This window comes from Sorangium sp. So ce1036 (assembly GCF_051369805.1).
Classification (GTDB): Bacteria; Myxococcota_A; Polyangia; order Polyangiales; family Polyangiaceae; genus Sorangium; species Sorangium cellulosum_F.
Map to the genome: position 1 here is coordinate 660,777 of NZ_JBBMOX010000002.1, position 18,124 is coordinate 678,900.

The window sequence follows — 18,124 nt, forward strand, 5'->3', positions numbered from 1 at the left end:
TCTGCGCTGGCGCGGCGCGCCCATCGGCCTATGAACCGCCCCGGTCTCATGAGAGAGCTCTTCCAGAACGCGCCGCGTTCGCGATAGCCTCCGGCCCTCTCCGGGAGACATGGGCCTGATGGAAGCTGCTTCGAACGCATTGCTGGGTGAGTTCTTCGCCAGGTGTCCCGACCCGCTCTTCGTCGCCTCCGCCGACGGTGCGCTGCTCCGCGGCAGCGACGCGTTGCGGCAAGCGGTGGGCGCCGCGGCCCTGGACGGCGCGCGGCTCCCGGAGCTCGCGCACCCGGACGATCGCGAGGCGCTCTCGGCGGCCTGGTCCAGGGTCCTCGGGGCGGACGCGCCCGTCTCGTTCAGCGTCCGGCTGCGCGACGCGGGCGGGGCTTACCAGCGCATGACGTGCAGCGCGCGGCGGTCGTCGGACGGCGGTGCGGTCTTCGGCTCGCTCCGGGCCGCGCCCGAGGTCGCCCCCGGGCTCGCCGGAGAGGAGCTGAAGGCGCTCCGGCTCAAGGCCCGCCTGCTGGACGAGATGGCCGAGCACATGGATTCCATCGCGGTATGGTCGCTGGATGGGGAAGGGGTCTTCACCTATCATCGGGGGAAGGGGCTCGCGAAATCCGGGCTGAAGCCGGGGCAGTTCCTCGGGAGCAGCGTGTTCGAGCTCCACGCGCGGGAGCCCGAGAGCGCCGCCGAGATGCGGCGATTGTACGATGGCGAGGTGCGCCGCTTCCGCAGCGAGTCCCACGGCGTCCACTGGGACAACTGGATCATCCCGCTCCGCGACCAGCCCGGCGAGCGCGCCCACGGCCTGCTCGGCGTGTCCGTCGATGTATCGGAGTCCAGGCTCGTCGAGAACGAGCTGCGCATCCAGCTCGACCAGATCGCGGCGCAGCAGAAGGTGATCCGCGACCTGTCGACGCCGATCATCGAGGTCTGGGACGGCGTGCTCACGCTCCCGATGGTGGGCACGGTCGACAGCGTGCGCACGGCCGAGGTGATGGACAGCCTGCTGTCGCAGATCGTGGAGAAGCGGGCGAGCTTCGCGATCCTCGACCTCACCGGGGTCGAGGTCGTCGACACCAAGGTGGCGAGCCACCTGATCGAGCTGATCACGGCGATCCGGCTGCTCGGCGCGGACGGGATCGTCGCCGGGATCAAGCCGACCGTCGCGCAGACGATGGTGGCGCTCGGGCTCGATCTCTCGCAGCTCAACACGCAGCGCAACCTCCGCGCCGCGCTCAACTACGCCATCCGGAGCATGAGCCGCGCGAAGGGCGCCTCGCCCGGCGCGCCGCCGGCCCCGCGGCCGTCGCCCAACGAGAGCGCCTAGTACTACAGCCGCGGTTAGGGAGCCCGGTCGCCCGCGCCCGGGCTCCCTAACCGCGGCTGTAGTACTAGGCGCTCCGCGCGACATACGTCTTCGCCACGTCCGCCTCGATCCCGCTCGCATGCGCTCGAGCGGCAGCTCGGCCGCGCAGATCCCGTCACCCGCCGTGCGGGCTCGTCCATGCCTGGGCGCAGCCCGACTCGCCACATCGCCTCGTGGTATGCAGCGCCGCCAAGCTGGCATACGAGGTCGCGCTGCGCTCGCGCCGCGCAGCCCCCCGCGGCCTCATGAGCGTCTTGGCAGCAGGAGAATCCTTCCGAAATTCGCTGCATTCGCGGTACCCTTCCCCTTCTCCGCTCTCGATGGATGTGAGGCTGATGGAAGCTGCTTCGAACGTGTTGCTGGATGAGTTCTTCACCAGGTCTCCCGATCTGCTCTTCGTCGCCTCGGCCGACGGAGCGCTGCTCCGCGGGAGCGACGTGGCGCGGCAGGCGCTGGGCGCCGCGGCCCTCGACGGCGCGCGGCTCCCGGAGCTCGCGCACCCGGACGATCGCGAGGCGCTCTCGGCGGCTTGGTCCAGGGTCCTCGGGGCGGACGCGCCCGTCTCGTTCGTCGTCCGGCTGCGCGGCGCGGGCGGGGCCTACCAGCGCATGACGTGCAGCGCGCGGCGGTCGTCGGACGGCGGTGCGGTCTTCGGCTCGCTCCGGGCCGCGCCCGAGGACGCCGGGGAGGATCCGAAGACGCTCCGGCTCAAGGCGCGCCTCCTGGACGGCATCGCCGGGCACATGGATCGCATGGAGTTCTGGGCGATCGATCGCGCGGGGCTCTGCCACTACCACGCGGGCAAGGCGCTGGAGAAGAGCGGACAGAGGACCGGGCCGTACGCCGGGCAGAACGTGCTCGACCTCCATTCGCGCAACGACGACGACGTGCGCCAGCAGTGGTTCGACGGCGCGGTGCACCGCTTCACCTCCCAGGAGCGCGGCATCGACTGGGACCACTGGATCATCCCGCTCCGGGACGAGCGCGGCGAGGGGGTGGACGGCGTCCTCGGCGTGTCGCTCGACGTCACCGACTCCAGGCGCGTCGAGAACGAGCTGCGCATCCAGCTCGATCAGATCGCGGCGCAGCAGAAGGTGATCCGCGACCTGTCGACGCCGATCATCGAGGTCTGGGACGGCGTGCTCACGCTCCCGATGGTGGGCACGGTCGACAGCGTGCGCACGGCCGAGGTGATGGACAGCCTGCTGTCGCAGATCGTGGAGAAGCGGGCGAGCTTCGCGATCCTCGACCTCACCGGGGTCGAGGTCGTCGACACCAAGGTGGCGAGCCACCTGATCGAGCTGATCACGGCGATCCGGCTGCTCGGCGCGGACGGGATCGTCGCCGGGATCAAGCCGACCGTCGCGCAGACGATGGTGGCGCTCGGGCTCGATCTCTCGCAGCTCAACACGCAGCGCAACCTCCGCGCCGCGCTCAACTACGCCATCCGGAGCATGAGCCGCGCGAAGGGTGCCTCGCCCGGCGCGCCCGCGGCCCCGCGCCCCTCGCCGAAGCCCTGAGCGGCGCCGGCGCTGCGCGGCGGCGGGTGGTGCGGCCCTCTGGGGGCTCCCCGGCCGGGGGCCGCGGCCGCGGCATCACTCGTCCACGAGATCGAAGACGATCCCCCCCTGCGTCTTGATCCGGTGGGTCGACCGGTTCGCGTTGTTGACCGGCGAGGGGGTCAGCGGGTTGGGCGCGGCCCCGACGATGACCGGCCGGTCGGGGTCGCCGTTCACGAAGGCGATGAGCACCTCGGTCCCTGGCTTGAGCGGGAAATGCGTGCCGTAATTCGCCCCGGCGTGGTTCTGGAGCATGCGCACCGGCCGGGACGGCGCGCCGCCCCCCGCCGCCGCCGCCGTGTCGAAGAGGAACCGGACCATGTACCTGCCCTGGTCGTCGATCTGCGCGTCCTTGCCCCCGCCGCCCGGCCCCGCGTCCACGATGCCCGTGACGACGCCGGTGATCCGGGGCGTCGGCGTGGCGCGCGGCGGCCGGTACGTCCTCCGCGCCGGGATCGCCCGGAACGCGTTGACGTAGCGCTGCGGCTCCCCGGCCTCCATGCTGCCGGAGGCCTGGGTCACGTGGTGCTCCACCTCCACGAAGAGCAGCTCGAGCGGCTCGAGGTCGGGGTGCCCCTCCAGCGTGGAGCGCGCGCCCGCGCCGAGCGCGCACACCGAGCTCCTGCCCGCGTAGACGAGCTGCGTCGCCTGCCGCTCCTCGGCGCGGATCTGCGCGAGCGCCTTGCCCTCCGCCGGCGTCTTGTAATGGCCGCCGTACTCGATCACGCCCCCCGCGAACCCGTCCGACAGGACGTGCTCCGACGTCAGATCGAGCATCGGCTGCCGGTAGTTGTAGTCCCGGGCCACGAAGACGCTCGGGATGAGCCGTGATCGCGCCTCGATCTCGAAGACGTCCCGCGTCTCTCCCCGCTCGCGGAACTGGACGGACGCCGCCCCCGGCGCAGGCGAGAACCCGCCGGCGTCGTCGGCGAAGACCATCGTGTCCTTCCCGTCCTGGTGCTCGAAGAAGAAGCTGATTCCGTGGTGCTCTGCCAGGCGGCAGACGAAGGCGAAATCGGTCTCCTGATACTGCACCACGAACTCCCGCGTCGGATAGCTGCCCATGAGCCGGAGCTCCACGTCGCCCCCGCTCAGGCCCACGAGCTCGAGCTTTTGCTTGATGAGATCGGGCGCGGTCACGTTCATCGAGATCTCCGTGGTCTCGACGAGCGTCAGCCGGAAGGCGCGCGGGACGATCCGCAGCCGGTACGCCCGGTGCTCCAGCGAGCTGGCGAGCATGTCGCGCACCTCGGCCACCATCCCGTGGATGCGCCGGAGCTCCACGCCGTCCTGCTCGAGCACGATCGCGACGCTCTCGCCCGTCAGCGCCTGGCCATCGACCGCGGCCTCCCGCGGGCAGCTGATGTCGACGTCGAACGAGAAGAGCTGCGAGATCGCCTCGCGGCCCGTCAGCCTGTGGACCTGGAGCAGATCGGGCGGGAAGGCGGAGAGCTCGAGATGGATGTCGAGCGAATCGGATCGGGATGTCATCGTCGCAGCTCCATCATGGTGCCGTGGGAGAGGGGCAGTTGCCGCTCGGCGCCTCCCCCGGGCGCCCCTCGCGTCCGCCCGGGTGCGGCGAGCTACCGTTTGCGATCGAACCGTTCGTAAAGGCTCCTTCTTAGCGCGGGGGACGGGGTGGGCAGGGCCGGGCGCTCCGGCGCAGGAGGCGGCCGGGGCGGGGGAGGCGCCGCGCTCGGCGTGTCGGGCTCCGGGGAGCGCGCCGGCGAGGCGCTGATCACGGCCCTTTGCGGCGGCTCCGGCGCAGGAGGCGGCGGAGGCGGCTCCGGGGCGCTCGGCGGGGCCTCCGCGCCGTCCGCGGGATCGGGCGCGGGGCCAGCGCCGGCGGCGCTCCGGTGCGGTCCGGGGCTCTCCGTCGATTCCGGGCTCGCGTCCCCGTCGTCCTCGAGCGCGAGCGCGACCGTGCCCGCGTCCCCGCCGTCCTCGGGCGCGAGCGCGAGCGTGCCCGAATCCCGCCGCTCCTCCGCCGCGCCCGGCTCCCGCGCGCCCGCGGACGGGAGCGGCCCTGCTTCGCCCGGGGACGCCGGCTGAAAGGGCAGCGGCGGCCGGTCCGCCGCCCGGCTGTCCTGCTCGGGGAGCAGCGCCAGCGTGGCCGAGGGGCGCCATCCGGGCGCCGCCTCCTCGTCCGGGGGCAAGGCGATCGTCCCCGTGTCCTGCTGCGGTCCGTGCGCACCCGGGCCCGCGGCCGCGGCGTCGCGATCGAGGAGGGCGATCCCGGGTCGAAACGGGGTCACGGCCGCCGCCAGGGCGAACGCTGCCGTCGCCGCGCCGTCGGCCGGGAGGCTCACCGTGCCCGCCGCGGCGGCCGGAGCCGCCTGGGTCGCGCTCAGCGCGTCCACGGCCCGCGCTGCGCTGGCGACCGCCTCCGCCCGCCCGGGCTCGCGGGCCGCGGCGCCCCGCTCCGGAGGCCTCTCGGGCCAGTCGAGCGGCGCGTCCACGGTCTCGACCCCCGCCACGACGAACACCGCCGCGAGCGCGGCCTCGTCGGGGACGGGGAAGCTGCCGCGGAAGACCAGGGTGCACCGCTGCTCGTCGCCGTCGATGCGCAGGGTGTCCGCGCTCAGGTCGAGCGGCTGCCCCTCGCTCACGCCGGCGCTCGAGAGGCCGTGGATGCGCGCCCGGCCGCGCGCCTCGGGCAGCCGCGTCCTCAGGCGGGGCAGCGTGGGGTGGAGCCCGTGGAGCTCGATCCACTCGTCGCCGCGGAGGTAGCGCATCCGCTGATCGGGGGGCGCCGCCTGGAAATAGGCCCACTCGAAGGCGTCGGGGATCTCGGCGATGGGGGCGTCGAGCGCCTTGCGCGGGGTCGACCCGAGCAGCCGCCTGCGCGCGGGCCAGGCGCGCGCGATCGGGCCGAAGCCCGCCGGGCGCGCCGGCTCACGGGGATCGAGGACGTTCGCCTCGACCTCGGCGGGGTCGCCCGTCGCCGGCACGCCGAGGAAATTCTCCTGGTCGTTCTCCCCGCGGACGGCCCGCTCGTACACGATCGGCATCCGCTGGAACCCCGCCCTGTCCTGCACGAGGAGCTCCTTCTCCAGGAGGGCCCCCCCCTCGTCGGAGATCGCGAGTCGCACAGGCAACGACTGCACGGGTGTCCCTGGCGGCGGCGCGTGGGCGTGGCCTGTGAAGAGCACGTCGGCGCGCTCCAGGTGCGGCGCGAGATCGCTCGTGAGCCGGACGCTCCGACCGGGGTTGTCGCCGTGGTGCACCTCGCCGCGGAGGATCTTCTGCGGTTCGACCCTCGGCATCACCGTGTCGGCGGCGAAGGCGAAGGTCGCCTTGACGATCACGGTCACACGGAGCTGGTCCCGGCTGCGCCACGCGACCGCGGTGGCCGCAGCGCCGTTCAAAGGCAGGACCCTGTCGGGCGCGATCGCCGTGGTCGCCATGGCGTCGGGTTATAGCACGGCCGCAGTCGTCGCCGATCTCGCGTCGGGAGATCTCACGCCGGGAGACGCAGAGCATGCCACTTGCAGCCGGCCTGCGACCATGCCACCCACGGCGGCCATGAAGCTGGCTGGAACCGTTCGTGCGCTGGTGGCCGGGCTCGTGGTCCTCGTCGGGAGTGCCTCGCTCGGCTGCGACACGGTGGCGACGCTCGTCGCACCTGCAGTCCCGGTGGCCATCGAGAAGGCGACCGCGCCTGACGTCAGCGCGCCCGAGGATCCGGCCGCCGCCGTGCCCGATCCTCCCGAGAACCGGAACTGCTGCTTCCGGAGCGGCGAGGGCGCCGCGAAGGTCTGCGAGAGCGAGGAGCGCTGCTGTACGGGCAAGTACGACCGCAGCGCGTGCGAGGACGCGGGCGGGCTCTGGTTCAACAGCGCCGACGGCTGCGCCGGCGCCTGCTGATGTCGAGCGCTGGGGCCGCGCTCGAGATCGGCCCCTGCGCCCTGCGCCGGCTCGTCGAGCCGGCCATGGGCCGTTGCCCGCCGTCGGTGGTCCCGCCGCGCGGGGCGCGGTGTTCCCGCCGAGCGGGCCCGGGCCGCTACCGCTTGGCGCAAAAGCCGAAATCGGCGGACGCGTCCTTGGTCTTGAGCTCGGCGTTGTGGTCGGCGCCGGTGAAGATCCAGCTGGTGGCGTCCTGCGTGAGCACGCTGCTCCACGAGTTCGTGATGGTGCCTTCCTTCGGGAGGATGGCCTTCCACGTGACGGGGCCGGAGCCGTCGTTGGTGATCTTCACCTTGCTGCAATAGCCCTGGCCCCAGTCCGAGTCCCTGGTGATCGTGATCGAGGCCGTCCCGGGCTCGACGCGCGCAGCCCCGCCGGTCGCGCCGCCGCCGCTGCCACCGCTGCCGCTGCTGCTGCTGGACGAGGACGTGGTGCCACCGCCGCCGCTGCCACCGCTGCCGCTGCCGCTGGACGAGGACGTGGTGCCGCCGCCGCTGCTGCTGGAGCTGGAGCTGCTGCTGGAGCTGGAGCTGCTGCTGCTGGAGCTGCCGCCCTTCACCTGGGCGATGAAGCGGTCATAGCCGGCGACGTCGCCTTTCTGCGAGAGCATGACGATGGCGATGCCCATGTCGACGGCCTTGGCGATGTTGCTCTCGTTGAGCCAGCTTGTATCGATGTCGATCGCGTAGCCGCCGAACGTGTACGCGTCGACGACGACGAGCGGCAGGCCGACCGCGCGCGTGATGTCGCGGTAAGTGAAGTTGTCGATCCTGCCCTCGGTGAACGGGAACTGCTTGCCCGTGAGCCCGACGTACTTCACCACGCTGCGATCCCAGCCGTCGTAGAAGTCCCCGACGGACGACGCCCACTTGGTGGCCGACGGGCTGAACCACGGGCTGAAGTCGATGACCACCTTGCACGAGGGGCAGCCCTCGCGGATGGCGCCGAGGATCCGGTTCATGAAGTCGTCGGACTCTGCCTCGGTGAGCGCGTTGGTCTGCGCCGTCTGCGAGAACTGGTACCAGTCCGGCTCGATGTGGATCAGCGGCTCGGCCGACGCCCCGCGACTCCGCAGGGCGTCGCCGATGGCCCCCGCCGCCTTCCGGTAGGCCGCCACCATCTCGCCGATGTGCGCGCGCATGTACGCGGCGCCCCTCTGGCACAGCGGCCTGCCCGAGTTGCCGTCGCAGTCGTCCTGGGATCCGAGCCCGTCCTTCGTCATCGCGGTGGCGATGTAGCCAAAGAAATAGGGGGTCTTGCCTCGGTCGAGGATCTGGCCGAGCTTGGTGCCGTGCGTCGCGGTGAACCCGCGCGCGAGGAGCCAGTCGCCGACGGCCACCACGTCGACGTTGGCCGGCCCGGACGCGGGCGGCGCCCAGCTCTGGTCCCAGTAGGGGGCGACCCCGAAGCGCATCTGCGAGGCCGCTGCGGCCGCTGCCTGTTCGGCGAAAATCCCGTCCTCCTCGGCAACGCTGGAGCCGTCGTCTGCGGCGACGATGCACCCCCCGAGCACGGCGAGCGTGCACCCCACGGCCCCAGCACCGAAAAGCGAACCCTTGATCTTCGTCATCCGTCTCTCTCCAAGCGGCCGCGCGGCCCGGCCACGCGCCGGATTTTTATGCTCCCGAGCGCCAGCGTCGGCTTGGCGCGGGGCACGTGTTGAAGGTCCCCGGCCAACTGCAATCACCGGGCCATCATGTCATGAGTTTGCCAGCGCGCTGTCGCAGGGCTTTCCTGGTGATTCCCACCCAGACGACATGTGATGTCGAGCGCTGGAGTGGATCGATGATCCGGGACACCGCTGATCCACCACCCGTGTCCTGAGGAGTCACGACGCGCGAAGTCCCTCGAGATCCGGGCGAGCGACGCGATCTGCGCCGGGGATCGTCCGTTGTTCCTCGCTGAATGACGCAGTGAGAGCAGAAGTTTCAGACAAGGACCCGGTGCCGGGTGCGGTCATCCATCCCGCGCCCCGCACCCCGCGCCACCACGGCCGACCCCGTCCGACAGCGCGCCAGGTTGTGTGTCGTTCTCTTTCAGCCAGCCCAGCGCTCCAGGAGCCTGCTAGTCTGCCCCCGATGAACGCGACCCATGGAGCGGCCCGGTGAGCCCCCCGCCGCTCATCGAGATCGAGAACGCCGAGGTCTTCCGGGGCGACACCCGCGTCTTCGAGGCCCTCTCGCTCCGCATCGAGCAGGGAGAGAGCACAGCGATCCTCGGGCCGAACGGGGCCGGCAAGTCGACCCTGCTCCGGTTGCTCTCGCGGGAGATCTACCCGGTCGTCCGCGAGGGCTCGGCCGTGCGCATCCTCGGCCGCGAGCGGTGGGAGGTCTCCGCGCTGCGCCGCAGGCTGGGGCTCGTGTCCTACGAGCTGCAGATGGCCTATCCGCGGGGCGTCCGCGGCCTCGACGTGGTGCTCTCCGGCTTCTTCGCGAGCGCCGGGCTGCACCCGCACGAGCCGCCGACCGACGCCCAGCGCGCGCGGGCCGAGGCGGTGCTGCGCGACCTCGGCGTGGCGCACCTCGGCGACGAGCCGATCGCGGAGATGTCCGCCGGCGAGCAGCGGCGCTGCCTGCTCGGGCGGGCCCTCGTGCACGATCCCGAGGCGCTGGTGCTCGACGAGCCGACGACGAGCCTCGACCTGAAGGCCGCCATCGAGCTCGTCGCCGTGGTCCGACGGCTCGCGCGGCAGGGCAAGACGCTGGTCCTCGTGACCCACCACGTGCACGAGATCCCGCCCGAGATCGAGCGGGTCGTCCTGCTCGCGAGAGGCCGCGTCTTCGCCGACGGCCCGAAGCGCGAGGTGCTGAGGGACGAGCGCCTGTCGCGGCTGTTCGACGTGCCGCTCTCCGTGGTCGAGCGCGGCGGGTTCTTCCAGGTCTTCCCCCGCGCTCCCTGACCCCGGCGCCGTCGCCGCTCTCCGGCGGCAGGGGCCGGGGCCTCCGGGCGAGGCGTGCGCGCCGGCTCCGGCGTCCGCCGCCCGGCGCGGCTCCGTCCGCGGCGCGGACGGAGCCGCCGCCGGCCCCGAGGACGAGCTGCTGCCGGTCGGGCGAGCGCTCCCGCCGCGCCGCTGCGGGCTGGATCGCCACGCTCACCTCCCAGGTGACAGAAGGTCCCTTACGCGGTCCGCCGCCGTCCTGGAAGAGCGACGCCGCGTCAAGAGCTTATTCATGCATCGAAGGGGCCGCCTTCGCGCCACGGCCTGCGGCTCTCGATAGCGATGTGCCTGAGCGCATCGAAGGCAGAAACCATCAATTTCTCTGGATCTTCTTGGGCGGAGTCGAGCGGGGGGAACTGGAGGCGAAGAAATAGGCGTTGAGCCGGAGATCAGAATTTTCGATCGCGGGGATTAGAGCTCATGGCAGAACGCGCGCGCGCAAGAGCGGTGGATTGGACTGTTTTGGCAGCGGGGCTCTCCCTCATGGGATTCAGAAGCCGGGGAGACCCGATACGGTGACCGGGAAGGTGAGCGGCAGCTCCATCTCGGTGCACGTGGAGCACGGCGGCAAGACGATCGATTTCAGCGTGTCGGTGTCCCTGCCGCGGGGCGCGAGCGGCCCCGTCCCGGCCATCATCGGGCTGGGAGGGGGGAGCCTGGATAGATCCCTCCTCGCGGAGGAGGGGGTCGCCACGATCAGCTATGACAACAACCGCATCGCGAGCGAGACGAGCAGGAGCGGCCTGTTCTCGAACATCTATGGCAACACCGGCGCCAGCGCTCAAGTCGCCTGGGCCTGGGGGGTGAGCCGCATCCTCGACGTGCTGGTCGACGAGCGGGACGCCGGGCGGAACGACATCATCGATCCCACGGCCATCGGCGTCACTGGCTGTTCCAGGTTGGGTAAGGGCGCGTTCACCATCGGCGCGTTCGACGAGCGAATCGCGCTGGGCATCCCGCACGAATCCGGCACCGGCGGCGTGTCTGCGCTCCGGATCGTGAATACCAATCCCGTGGGGCCGAACGGAAAACCGGCTCAGTCGCTGAGCTCCGCCTGGAGCGAGGCGCAGGGGTGGTTCGGGACCGTCTTTGGCAACTACAGGAGCAACGTGAACGTCATCCCGGTGGACACGCGCTCGATGGTCGCCATGTACGCGCCGCGCGGGTTCCTCGTCCTGGACAATTCGCGTATCGGCGAGCTGGGATCGATCGCTCAGCACGCGGCCACCGCGGCTGGCGGGGAGGTGTACGAGGCGCTCGGCGTGGAGAAGAACGTCGCTTATCACGGCGGCAGGCCGTCGGACCCGCACAACCATTGCCAGTTCTACCCGGAGCAGGCGGAGCCGCTGAGGAGGGCCATCCGGGCCCACCTGACCCGGAAGGCTGATCCGGACGGGAGGATGGAGCCGCAGCCGGTCGCCACTGCCGATCTGGCCAAATGGATCGAGTGGGATACTCCCACCTTGGAGTGATCGTCGTCGTCGTCCGCGGCCTGTCGCGGCCGGGCGACGTTCCCCGGGGCGCCTCGCGGCTCAGGCAGCCTCGGCGCCTCGCGGGGAGAGCATCGCTCCGGTTCCGAGGCCCTGGAGCGAGGGGCCGGAGCGACCGCTCTCCGTCCTCGCAGCCTCGGATCCCACGGGGAGGCGCAGCTCCGCCGACGTCGCGCCGTCCGGTTGGCCGAGGACGCCTTGTCTCGACGGGCGCTCGCAGGCCCACCGTGCTGGGGGCGGCTCCTCGATCTCATTCGCGGCTTGGCCGGGGCGGGCCTGAGGGTTGGCCCTGGGCCGGCGACTGGAGCGCCCCTCCGGGTCGTGGTGGCCACCGAGCGCTGGTGCCAGCCGTGAATACGAGGTAGTCTGTCGGGGATCGGGTCGTCAAGCCAAGGAGGAGCCGTGCGTTCAGTTTTGCTTCAAACTTTTACTTTGGTCTTAGGGGTCGTTGCCGTTGGCTGCGCGGGGGCGGACGATTCACCTGTGGAGCCCGGGGCTGGGGGCAACTCGGCTGGGACGGGGGGCACGACGACGAGCGGCGTGACCACGGGGAGCGGCACCGGTGGCACGGTCGGGGGCAACTGCGAGGGCGTGAACGATGGCACCGAGTGCAGCGCGTTCGGCGCGGGTGCCGTCTGTGACCGGAGCTCCAGCGCGGCCGACCCGCGAGTCTGCACCTGCGACGGCTCGGTATTCCGCTGTGTCCGTCAGGGAGTCGGCGGCACCGGCGGCACGGATGGCTCGGGCGGCGTGACCACGGGCGGCCCGGCCACCACCGGGACGGGAGCGGGCGGGACCGGAGGCTCGGACGGGACCGGGGCCACGACCGGCACCGGGGCCACGACCGGCACCGGGGCCACCACCGGGACCGGGGCCACGACCGGCACCGGGGCCACGACCGGCACCGGGGGCTCGGACGGCACCGGGGCCACGACCGGCACCGGCGGCACACCGCTCGCGTGCGCGGAGCCCGAGATGAGGGTCTGCGACAACGGTATTGGCGACCACTGCGGGTACACTTATGAATACTGGAAGGATCAAGGGAGCGGGTGCCTGGTCAACAAGTCGGACGGCTTCAGCGTAGACTGGAACAACATCAATAACTTGTTGGGTCGTAAAGGCGTGAGGCCCGGGTCCAAGGACCAGGTCGTGACCTACGAGGCCAACTACCAGCCGAACGGAAATTCGTACCTGTGTGTCTATGGGTGGACGAAGGGTCCGCTCGTGGAATATTACATCGTCGATAGCTGGGGCAACTGGCGTCCCCCGGGCGGACAAGGGCACATGGGCACCGTCGAGAGTGACGGGGGCACCTATGACATCTACCGGACCCAGCGAGTCAACCAGCCTTCCATCGAAGGCACCGCGACGTTCTATCAGTACTGGAGCGTCCGTAAGGAAAAGCGTGCGAGCGGGACCATCACCGTCGGCAACCACTTCGCTGCGTGGGAGCGCCTGGGGATGAACATGGGGAACCTGTACGAGGTCTCGATGACCGTGGAAGGCTATCAGAGCAGCGGGAAGGCTGACGTGAAGTTCTCGATGGAATGAGACCTCGGCGCCCTCGGCGCCTTGACGTTTCATTTCTCGGCCGATCGGTGCTCCAGCACGGCTGCGGGAAGTCGCCCCGGATCAGCAGAAGAACCGCCATGGCGTCATGGCGGTTCGCCTCCCGGCCCGACTTCCCGCGGCGGCGCTAGCCGATCTCGACCTTGCTCCACATGTCGCGGCGCATCCGCTCCTTGCGCCGGTCGGTCCGCGTCACGAGCCGCGCCGCGCCCCACGCGGCGAGCAGCTGGCCCTCCTGCCCGAGCCCGGGCAGCACGCTCCGGCCGACCAGCAGCGTCCGCTCGATGGGGCCGCGGATCGGCTCGCCCGCGAGCCCCAGGTAGCCGGGCGGGTCGACCTCGAGCTGCCGCACCATCGGCTCGGCGCCCGGGGCGGCCCCCTTCAGCAGGGCGCGCTCGACCAGGCGGCGGCTCGGGCCGTCGTAGACCCACACGGGCAGGCCGTCGTGCACCGAGTCCACGAGCACGAGGTGGCGCTCCAGGAACGGGAGCTCGGCCGTGAGCGCGTCGAGCACCGCCTGGCGCGCCTCGAGCAGCGACAGCGGGCCCCGGTCGGGGAGCAGGATCTCCGCCACGAGCAGCGTGTCGGTCGAGGGCGGCGGGAGATCGCAGCGCTGGAGGTGGACCACGGGGCGCGCGGGGCCAGCGGGCCGCGCCTGCCGCGGCGCGCTCGACCGGCCGCCGGCGCCGTCGGGGGCGCGCGGCGCCGCGCTCGGCCGGGCGGCCGACGCGGACGGGAACGGGAGCAGGAGCGCCTCGGGGCCGAGCGGCTCGGGCAGCCCCTCGCGGCGCACGATGAGCGAGACGACGAAGCGGCCGACCGAGGACGTGATGCGGGGCCACTCGCGCAGCGCGCGCTTGTGGATGCCCTCGCCGCCCGACAGGCTCGCGAGCGTCTCGCCGTCCATGTCGGTGATCACGAAGCTGCCGCCGTGCGGGTGGTCGTCGCCGTCGATCACGACCCCGGCCGCGGTGCCGCGGCGGACGTGGACCGACGCGGCGCGCTCGTCGAGCAGGCAGCGGCCGCCGTGGGCGAGGATGCGCTCGACGAGGAACTCCTCGAGCTCCTCTTCGCCGCGCGGGAGCATCATCAGCCCGCGCGTCCAGGCCCCGTGCAGGCGCGCCACCGCGAACGGGGGCGGGAGCGCCGACAGATCCGTGGCGAAGAGCACCGACTGCGTGACCATGGAGCGGAAGAGGTGGCCGCGCGGGAACTCGACGAGCAGGTCGGCGTCGGGCTCGGCGCGCGCGTAGGGGAGCATGGCGGCGTAACGCGCGGTCTCGCGCCGCTCCCAGAACGTGCCCGGCGGCCAGACGGCGTCGTGCGAGAACGCGTCGTCGGCGGCGCCGTTCACGTAGGCGAGCTCGGTGTAGAGCTCGTCGACGACGCGCCGGAGCTCGGGGAACTCGCGGTCGATCTCGCGGCCGAAGAGGAGCATGTCGGGCGGCACGTCGAGGCGCCGGCGCGGCGCGACGACCTGCAGCATGGGCACGGCGGGCGCGATGCGGCGCTTCCAGGTCTGCGACTGGGCGAGCTCGACGAGGAAGCGGCGCCACGCCGGCGACGGCTCGGCGAGCATCGTGAAGGCGCGGCGGCGCAGGACGTGCTGGTCGAGGCGGTAGGTGGGCGGGCGCTCCCCGTGCCCGACGACCATCACGGTGAAGTCGCGCCGCGCGAGGAGCGCGGCGGCCGTGAGCGCGCCGATGGAGCGGCCGAGGACGATGACGTCGTAGTGCTTGTGGATCACGCCCCTTCCCCGAGGTGCTGCGGCGCGCGGCCTTCGTGGGTGAGCCCGAGCGCGGCGTCGACGCCGGCGAGCGCGGCGCGCGCGCGGCCGCCGGGCACGGGGGGGGGCACGACGCGGAGGCGCCCCTCGGCGATCCACGAGAGCACGCGGACGAGCAGGGCGTGCTCGTGGTCGAGGATGCGCGCGGCGAGCGTGTCGGGGTCGTCGCCGTCGAGCACGGGGACGGCGGCCTGCGCGAGGATCGGCCCGGTGTCGGTGCCGGCGTCCACGAGGTGGACGGTGCAGCCGGTGATGCGCACGCCGTGCTCGAGCGCCTGCTTCTGGGCGTCCACGCCGGGGAAGGAGGGCAGGAGCGACGGGTGGATGTTGACGACCCGGTGCGGGAAGGCGTCGAGGAAGGTCCGCGAGAGCAGGCGCATGAAGCCGGCGAGGACGACCCAGGTCGCGCCCGCCTCGCGCAGGGCGGCGGCGATGGCGGCGTCGAAGCTGTCGCGATCGGCGAAGCCCTGGTGCGGGATGACGCGGGTCGGGATCCCGGCGCGCTCGGCGCGGGCGAGGCCCGCCACGCCGGGGCGGTTCGAGACGACGAGCCGGACGCGGGCGTCGAGGCGGCCTGCGGCGATCGCGTCGAGGATCGCCTGGAGGTTCGAGCCGCGGCCGGAGATCAGGACGCCGAGATCGAGGGTGGGCATGGGGGGCAGATACTACGGCCGGGGCGGGCGCGGGAGAGATCCGGGGCGGGCGCGGCCTGGCTGCTGCGCTGCGGTCCCGCTGGGAGGTCAAGCACGCCGGCCGGTGGAGCAGCCCGCGGGGGTTCCCCTCCGGGGCTTGCGTTCCGGCGAGCCCCTTTTGTGGCTCGCCTGCACTCCAGCCCCTCCGGTGAGCCCCCCGCGGGCTGCTCCACCGGCCGGCCCAGGTGGCCCGCAGGCCCTGTCAGCGGCCTTGCTTCCGACGTGGCCCGCAGGCCCTGTCAGCGGCCTTGCTTCAGGCGCGCGAGCTCGGCCTCGATCTGGGCGAGGCGACGTTCCAGCGCGCTCGCGCGCTCGGCCTCCTGCTGGGCGCGCTCGGCCTCCTGCTGGGCGCGCTCGGCCTCGAGGACGAGCTTCCGCTCGAGCTCGGCGGCGCGCTCGGCTTCGGCGTCCGCGCGGCGCTCGGCCTCCTCCTTGTGCGCGACGACCTCGTTCACCGACGATTCGAGCTGGGCGATCATCTCCCCGGCATCGGGCAGCGCCGCCGTGCCGGCGAAGGCGCGGAGCTTGTCGCCCTCCACGCTCAGCTCCAGGCCGAGCACGTGGGAGGGGTAGCGCCCGCGCTGCGGCAAGATCGGTTGATATTGCCGTGCTCCTTCGGGCAACCGGTATCCGTGCAGCCGCAACCTTGCGCGATCGAAGACGAAGTATTCCAGGATCCCCAGCCGGGCATAGCGCTCGACCCGCTCGACGTGATCCTTGTGCGCATCGCCCGCAACATGCACCTCGATCACGAGGTCGAGCCCCTTGCCCTCGCGCTGAACAACCCATCTGCTGCGCTCGTGCGGCTCCACGTCCATGACGGCCAGCACGTCGGGCGCGATGACGCGCTCGCCCGGGTAATACACGGGGAGCTCGGAGGAAATGTACACCTTCCGCCCCGTGCGCTGGAAAAACGCGGAGAGCGCCTGCACGGGGCTCTCCTTCGCCTTGCGGTGCACATCGCCCTCCGGCGGCCAGAGCTCGATCGGCAGCTCGGAGGGGAGCATGTCCACCACGCGCGCCTGCTCCTCGGGGGTCATGCGGCGCCACTGATCGACGCTGGGCGCGCGAGGATCCGCGGGATCGACATGGTACGGGAGCGAGCTGAACGCCTGGGTCATGGCCACAGTGTACTCGGCCCAAGAGGTCCCCGCGAGGCCCGCTGACCCCTTCTTTCTGGGACGACGCTGCGCTCGAGGCGCCGGCTTTCTCGAGGCAAAGCGGTCTGCGACATACGTGAGAAGAGGTCTGATCGTTCGCAAAGATCAGCCGCTGTGCTCACCCAACCTCTTCTGCCCACCGGGCCCCTTCGCGCGTGGGGCGCTCGGTCGCCATCACGCAGGGCGGGCCGAACGCCTTCATCGGGCCCTGCCGCGCGTGGGGCGCCCCCACGCCCCGCGCACGGACCCCCTCCGGCCGGGGCCCTCGGGGCGTCCCCACGCCGCGGGTAGTACCCATACCGCCCCGCTCAGGGTAGGGTGGCGCCGCCACGATGTCCGACCGTCCGCCCGAGCCGCCCCTGACCGCCGAAGCGGCCGCCAAGCGCCGGGCGGCGTCTTACATCGGGCGGGTCATCTCGAAGCGCTACCGCATCGACGAGGTCGTCGCCATGGGCGGCATGGGCGCGGTCTACCGCGGCGAGCACGTGCACATGCACAAGCGCGTCGCGATCAAGATCCTGCACCCCGACACCGAGCGGCTCCCCGAGCTCGTGCAGCGGTTCGAGCGCGAGGCGATCGCCGGCGCGCACATCCAGCACCGGAACGTCGCGACCGCGACCGACTTCGGCGAGGACGAGGACGGCTCGTTCTTCCTGGTCCTGGAGTACGTCCGCGGGACGACGCTCCACGAGATCATCCGGCGCGGCCCGATGCCCGCCGCGCGCGCGGTCCACATCGCGCGGCAGCTCGCGGCCGCGCTCGACGCGACCCACGCGATGGACATCGTCCACCGCGACCTGAAGCCGCGCAACGTGATGGTGGTCGAGTCGCACGGCGACCTCGTGAAGCTCATCGACTTCGGCCTCGCGAAGGTGAGCGTCGACCAGCTGCGCCGATCCGTCGCCACGCCGGACGCCGAGCCGTCCGGGCCGGCGTCGCTCCCGGCCCGCCTCACCACCGCCGGGGTGATCTTCGGGACCATCGCGTACCTCGCCCCCGAGTCGGCGCTCGGGATGGATTTCGTCGACCAGCGCGCGGATCTCTACGCGCTCGGCCTGATCTTCTACGAGATGCTGGCCGGCAAGCACCCGTTCCTGGCGACGGATCCGGTCGCGCTCTTCAACCAGCAGCGCAGCGCGCCCGTGCCGGCGATCGCGGAGCACGCTCCGGGCGTCGTGGTCCCGCCGGCCATCGAGGCGGTCGTGCGGCGGCTGCTCGAGAAGCAGCCGCGCGCCCGCTACGAGAGCGCGGCGGAGCTTTTCGCGGCGCTCGACGCGGCGTGCGCCGCGTCGGGGATCGTGACGCAGGAGCCGAGGGCGGAGATGTCGTCGCGGGCGGAGATGGCGTCGGTGCCCGCGCTGGCGGATCCGGCGCGCCCGCCGAGCGGCCGGCCACCGCCGCTGCCGAGCGCGTCCGCACGCGAGGGGGGGCCCGGGGCAGCGCCGCGCGAGCCGGGGGCGGGGACCGCGCCGCGCGAGCCGGGGGCGGCCACGGGCAGCTCGTCGGCGATCCTTCTCGGCGAATCGTGCCTGGTCTCGCTGAACGAGGTCGATGCGCTCGCGGACGAGCGGGGCGCGGTCGCCGGGCAGGCGACCGGCGAGATCGCGGAGGGCGGCGCGAGCGCGCAGGCGCCGGCGAGCGCGCAGGCGCCGGCGAGC

General features: G+C 72.2%; 12 protein-coding genes and 1 pseudogene. 7 read left to right on the top strand and 6 right to left on the bottom strand.

Features of this window, described 5'->3' with window-relative positions; all coding sequences use genetic code 11:
- Positions 1-118: 118 nt before the first annotated feature.
- The gene (locus WMF31_RS39470; RefSeq protein ID WP_436607041.1) at positions 119-1,327 is read left to right on the top strand and encodes a PAS domain-containing protein; all 1,209 of its coding nucleotides are present in this window, start codon (positions 119-121) and stop codon (positions 1,325-1,327) included.
- A gap of 374 nt (positions 1,328-1,701) precedes the next feature.
- Complete coding sequence (locus tag WMF31_RS39475) at positions 1,702-2,886, top strand: STAS domain-containing protein (protein ID WP_436607042.1); 1,185 nt, start codon at positions 1,702-1,704, stop codon at positions 2,884-2,886.
- 75 nt (positions 2,887-2,961) lie between these two features.
- On the opposite strand, the gene WMF31_RS39480 is transcribed toward WMF31_RS39475, so the two are convergent.
- Both WMF31_RS39480 and WMF31_RS39485 read right to left on the bottom strand, forming a co-directional pair.
- Complete coding sequence (locus WMF31_RS39480) at positions 2,962-4,416, bottom strand: type VI secretion system Vgr family protein (RefSeq protein WP_436607043.1); 1,455 nt, start codon at positions 4,414-4,416, stop codon at positions 2,962-2,964.
- Positions 4,417-4,508: 92 nt separating this feature from the next.
- Positions 4,509-6,332 carry a DUF2169 domain-containing protein gene (locus WMF31_RS39485; RefSeq protein WP_436607044.1) on the bottom strand — a complete coding sequence of 608 codons (1,824 nt, stop codon included), beginning with the start codon at positions 6,330-6,332 and terminating at the stop codon, positions 4,509-4,511.
- A gap of 118 nt (positions 6,333-6,450) precedes the next feature.
- Here WMF31_RS39485 and WMF31_RS39490 point away from each other — a divergent pair, with 118 nt between their 5' ends.
- Positions 6,451-6,792, top strand: a complete 342-nt coding sequence (locus tag WMF31_RS39490; protein WP_242515616.1) for a hypothetical protein — start codon at positions 6,451-6,453, stop codon at positions 6,790-6,792.
- Positions 6,793-6,928: 136 nt separating this feature from the next.
- On the opposite strand, the gene WMF31_RS39495 is transcribed toward WMF31_RS39490, so the two are convergent.
- Positions 6,929-8,401 (bottom strand): cellulose binding domain-containing protein, encoded by a 1,473-nt coding sequence (locus tag WMF31_RS39495; protein ID WP_436607045.1) that lies wholly within the window; start codon positions 8,399-8,401, stop codon positions 6,929-6,931.
- 534 nt (positions 8,402-8,935) lie between these two features.
- On the opposite strand from WMF31_RS39495, the gene WMF31_RS39500 reads away from it, so the two are divergent.
- The 3 genes from WMF31_RS39500 (at position 8,936) to WMF31_RS39510 (ending at position 12,810) form a co-directional block, all read left to right on the top strand.
- Positions 8,936-9,730 (top strand): ABC transporter ATP-binding protein, encoded by a 795-nt coding sequence (locus WMF31_RS39500; RefSeq protein ID WP_436607046.1) that lies wholly within the window; start codon positions 8,936-8,938, stop codon positions 9,728-9,730.
- Positions 9,731-10,284: 554 nt separating this feature from the next.
- A complete protein-coding gene (locus WMF31_RS39505) occupies positions 10,285-11,241 on the top strand; it encodes a glucuronyl esterase domain-containing protein (protein ID WP_436607047.1) in 957 nt (318 codons plus the stop codon).
- Positions 11,242-11,742: 501 nt separating this feature from the next.
- The gene (locus tag WMF31_RS39510; protein WP_436607048.1) at positions 11,743-12,810 is read left to right on the top strand and encodes a glycoside hydrolase family 11 protein; all 1,068 of its coding nucleotides are present in this window, start codon (positions 11,743-11,745) and stop codon (positions 12,808-12,810) included.
- Positions 12,811-12,955: 145 nt separating this feature from the next.
- Here WMF31_RS39510 and WMF31_RS39515 read toward each other — a convergent pair whose 3' ends face one another.
- The 3 genes from WMF31_RS39515 to WMF31_RS39525 all read right to left on the bottom strand — a co-directional run bounded on the left by WMF31_RS39515 (position 12,956) and on the right by WMF31_RS39525 (position 16,427).
- On the bottom strand, positions 12,956-14,575 hold the full coding sequence (locus WMF31_RS39515; protein WP_436607049.1) for an NAD(P)-binding protein: 1,620 nt from the start codon (positions 14,573-14,575) through the stop codon (positions 12,956-12,958).
- The gene (gene purN / locus WMF31_RS39520) at positions 14,572-15,267 is read right to left on the bottom strand and encodes a phosphoribosylglycinamide formyltransferase (RefSeq protein ID WP_436607050.1); all 696 of its coding nucleotides are present in this window, start codon (positions 15,265-15,267) and stop codon (positions 14,572-14,574) included. The genes WMF31_RS39515 and purN overlap by 4 nt, the downstream gene beginning before the upstream one ends.
- Positions 15,268-15,545: 278 nt before the next feature.
- The gene (locus WMF31_RS39525) at positions 15,546-16,427 is read right to left on the bottom strand and encodes a Uma2 family endonuclease (RefSeq protein WP_436607051.1); all 882 of its coding nucleotides are present in this window, start codon (positions 16,425-16,427) and stop codon (positions 15,546-15,548) included.
- 371 nt (positions 16,428-16,798) lie between these two features.
- On the opposite strand from WMF31_RS39525, the pseudogene WMF31_RS39530 reads away from it, so the two are divergent.
- Positions 16,799-17,698 (top strand): annotated as a pseudogene (locus tag WMF31_RS39530) (serine/threonine-protein kinase); the annotation flags it as partial.
- Positions 17,699-18,124 lie beyond the last annotated feature (426 nt).

Coding starts and splice junctions, on each gene's coding strand:
- WMF31_RS39470 (WP_436607041.1), top strand. CDS start 119: ATGGAAGCTGCTTCGAACGCATTGCTGGGTGAGTTCTTCGCCAGGTGT.
- WMF31_RS39475 (WP_436607042.1), top strand. CDS start 1,702: ATGGAAGCTGCTTCGAACGTGTTGCTGGATGAGTTCTTCACCAGGTCT.
- WMF31_RS39480 (WP_436607043.1), bottom strand. CDS start 4,416: ATGACATCCCGATCCGATTCGCTCGACATCCATCTCGAGCTCTCCGCC.
- WMF31_RS39485 (WP_436607044.1), bottom strand. CDS start 6,332: ATGGCGACCACGGCGATCGCGCCCGACAGGGTCCTGCCTTTGAACGGC.
- WMF31_RS39490 (WP_242515616.1), top strand. CDS start 6,451: ATGAAGCTGGCTGGAACCGTTCGTGCGCTGGTGGCCGGGCTCGTGGTC.
- WMF31_RS39495 (WP_436607045.1), bottom strand. CDS start 8,401: ATGACGAAGATCAAGGGTTCGCTTTTCGGTGCTGGGGCCGTGGGGTGC.
- purN (WP_436607050.1), bottom strand. CDS start 15,267: ATGCCCACCCTCGATCTCGGCGTCCTGATCTCCGGCCGCGGCTCGAAC.
- WMF31_RS39525 (WP_436607051.1), bottom strand. CDS start 16,427: ATGACCCAGGCGTTCAGCTCGCTCCCGTACCATGTCGATCCCGCGGAT.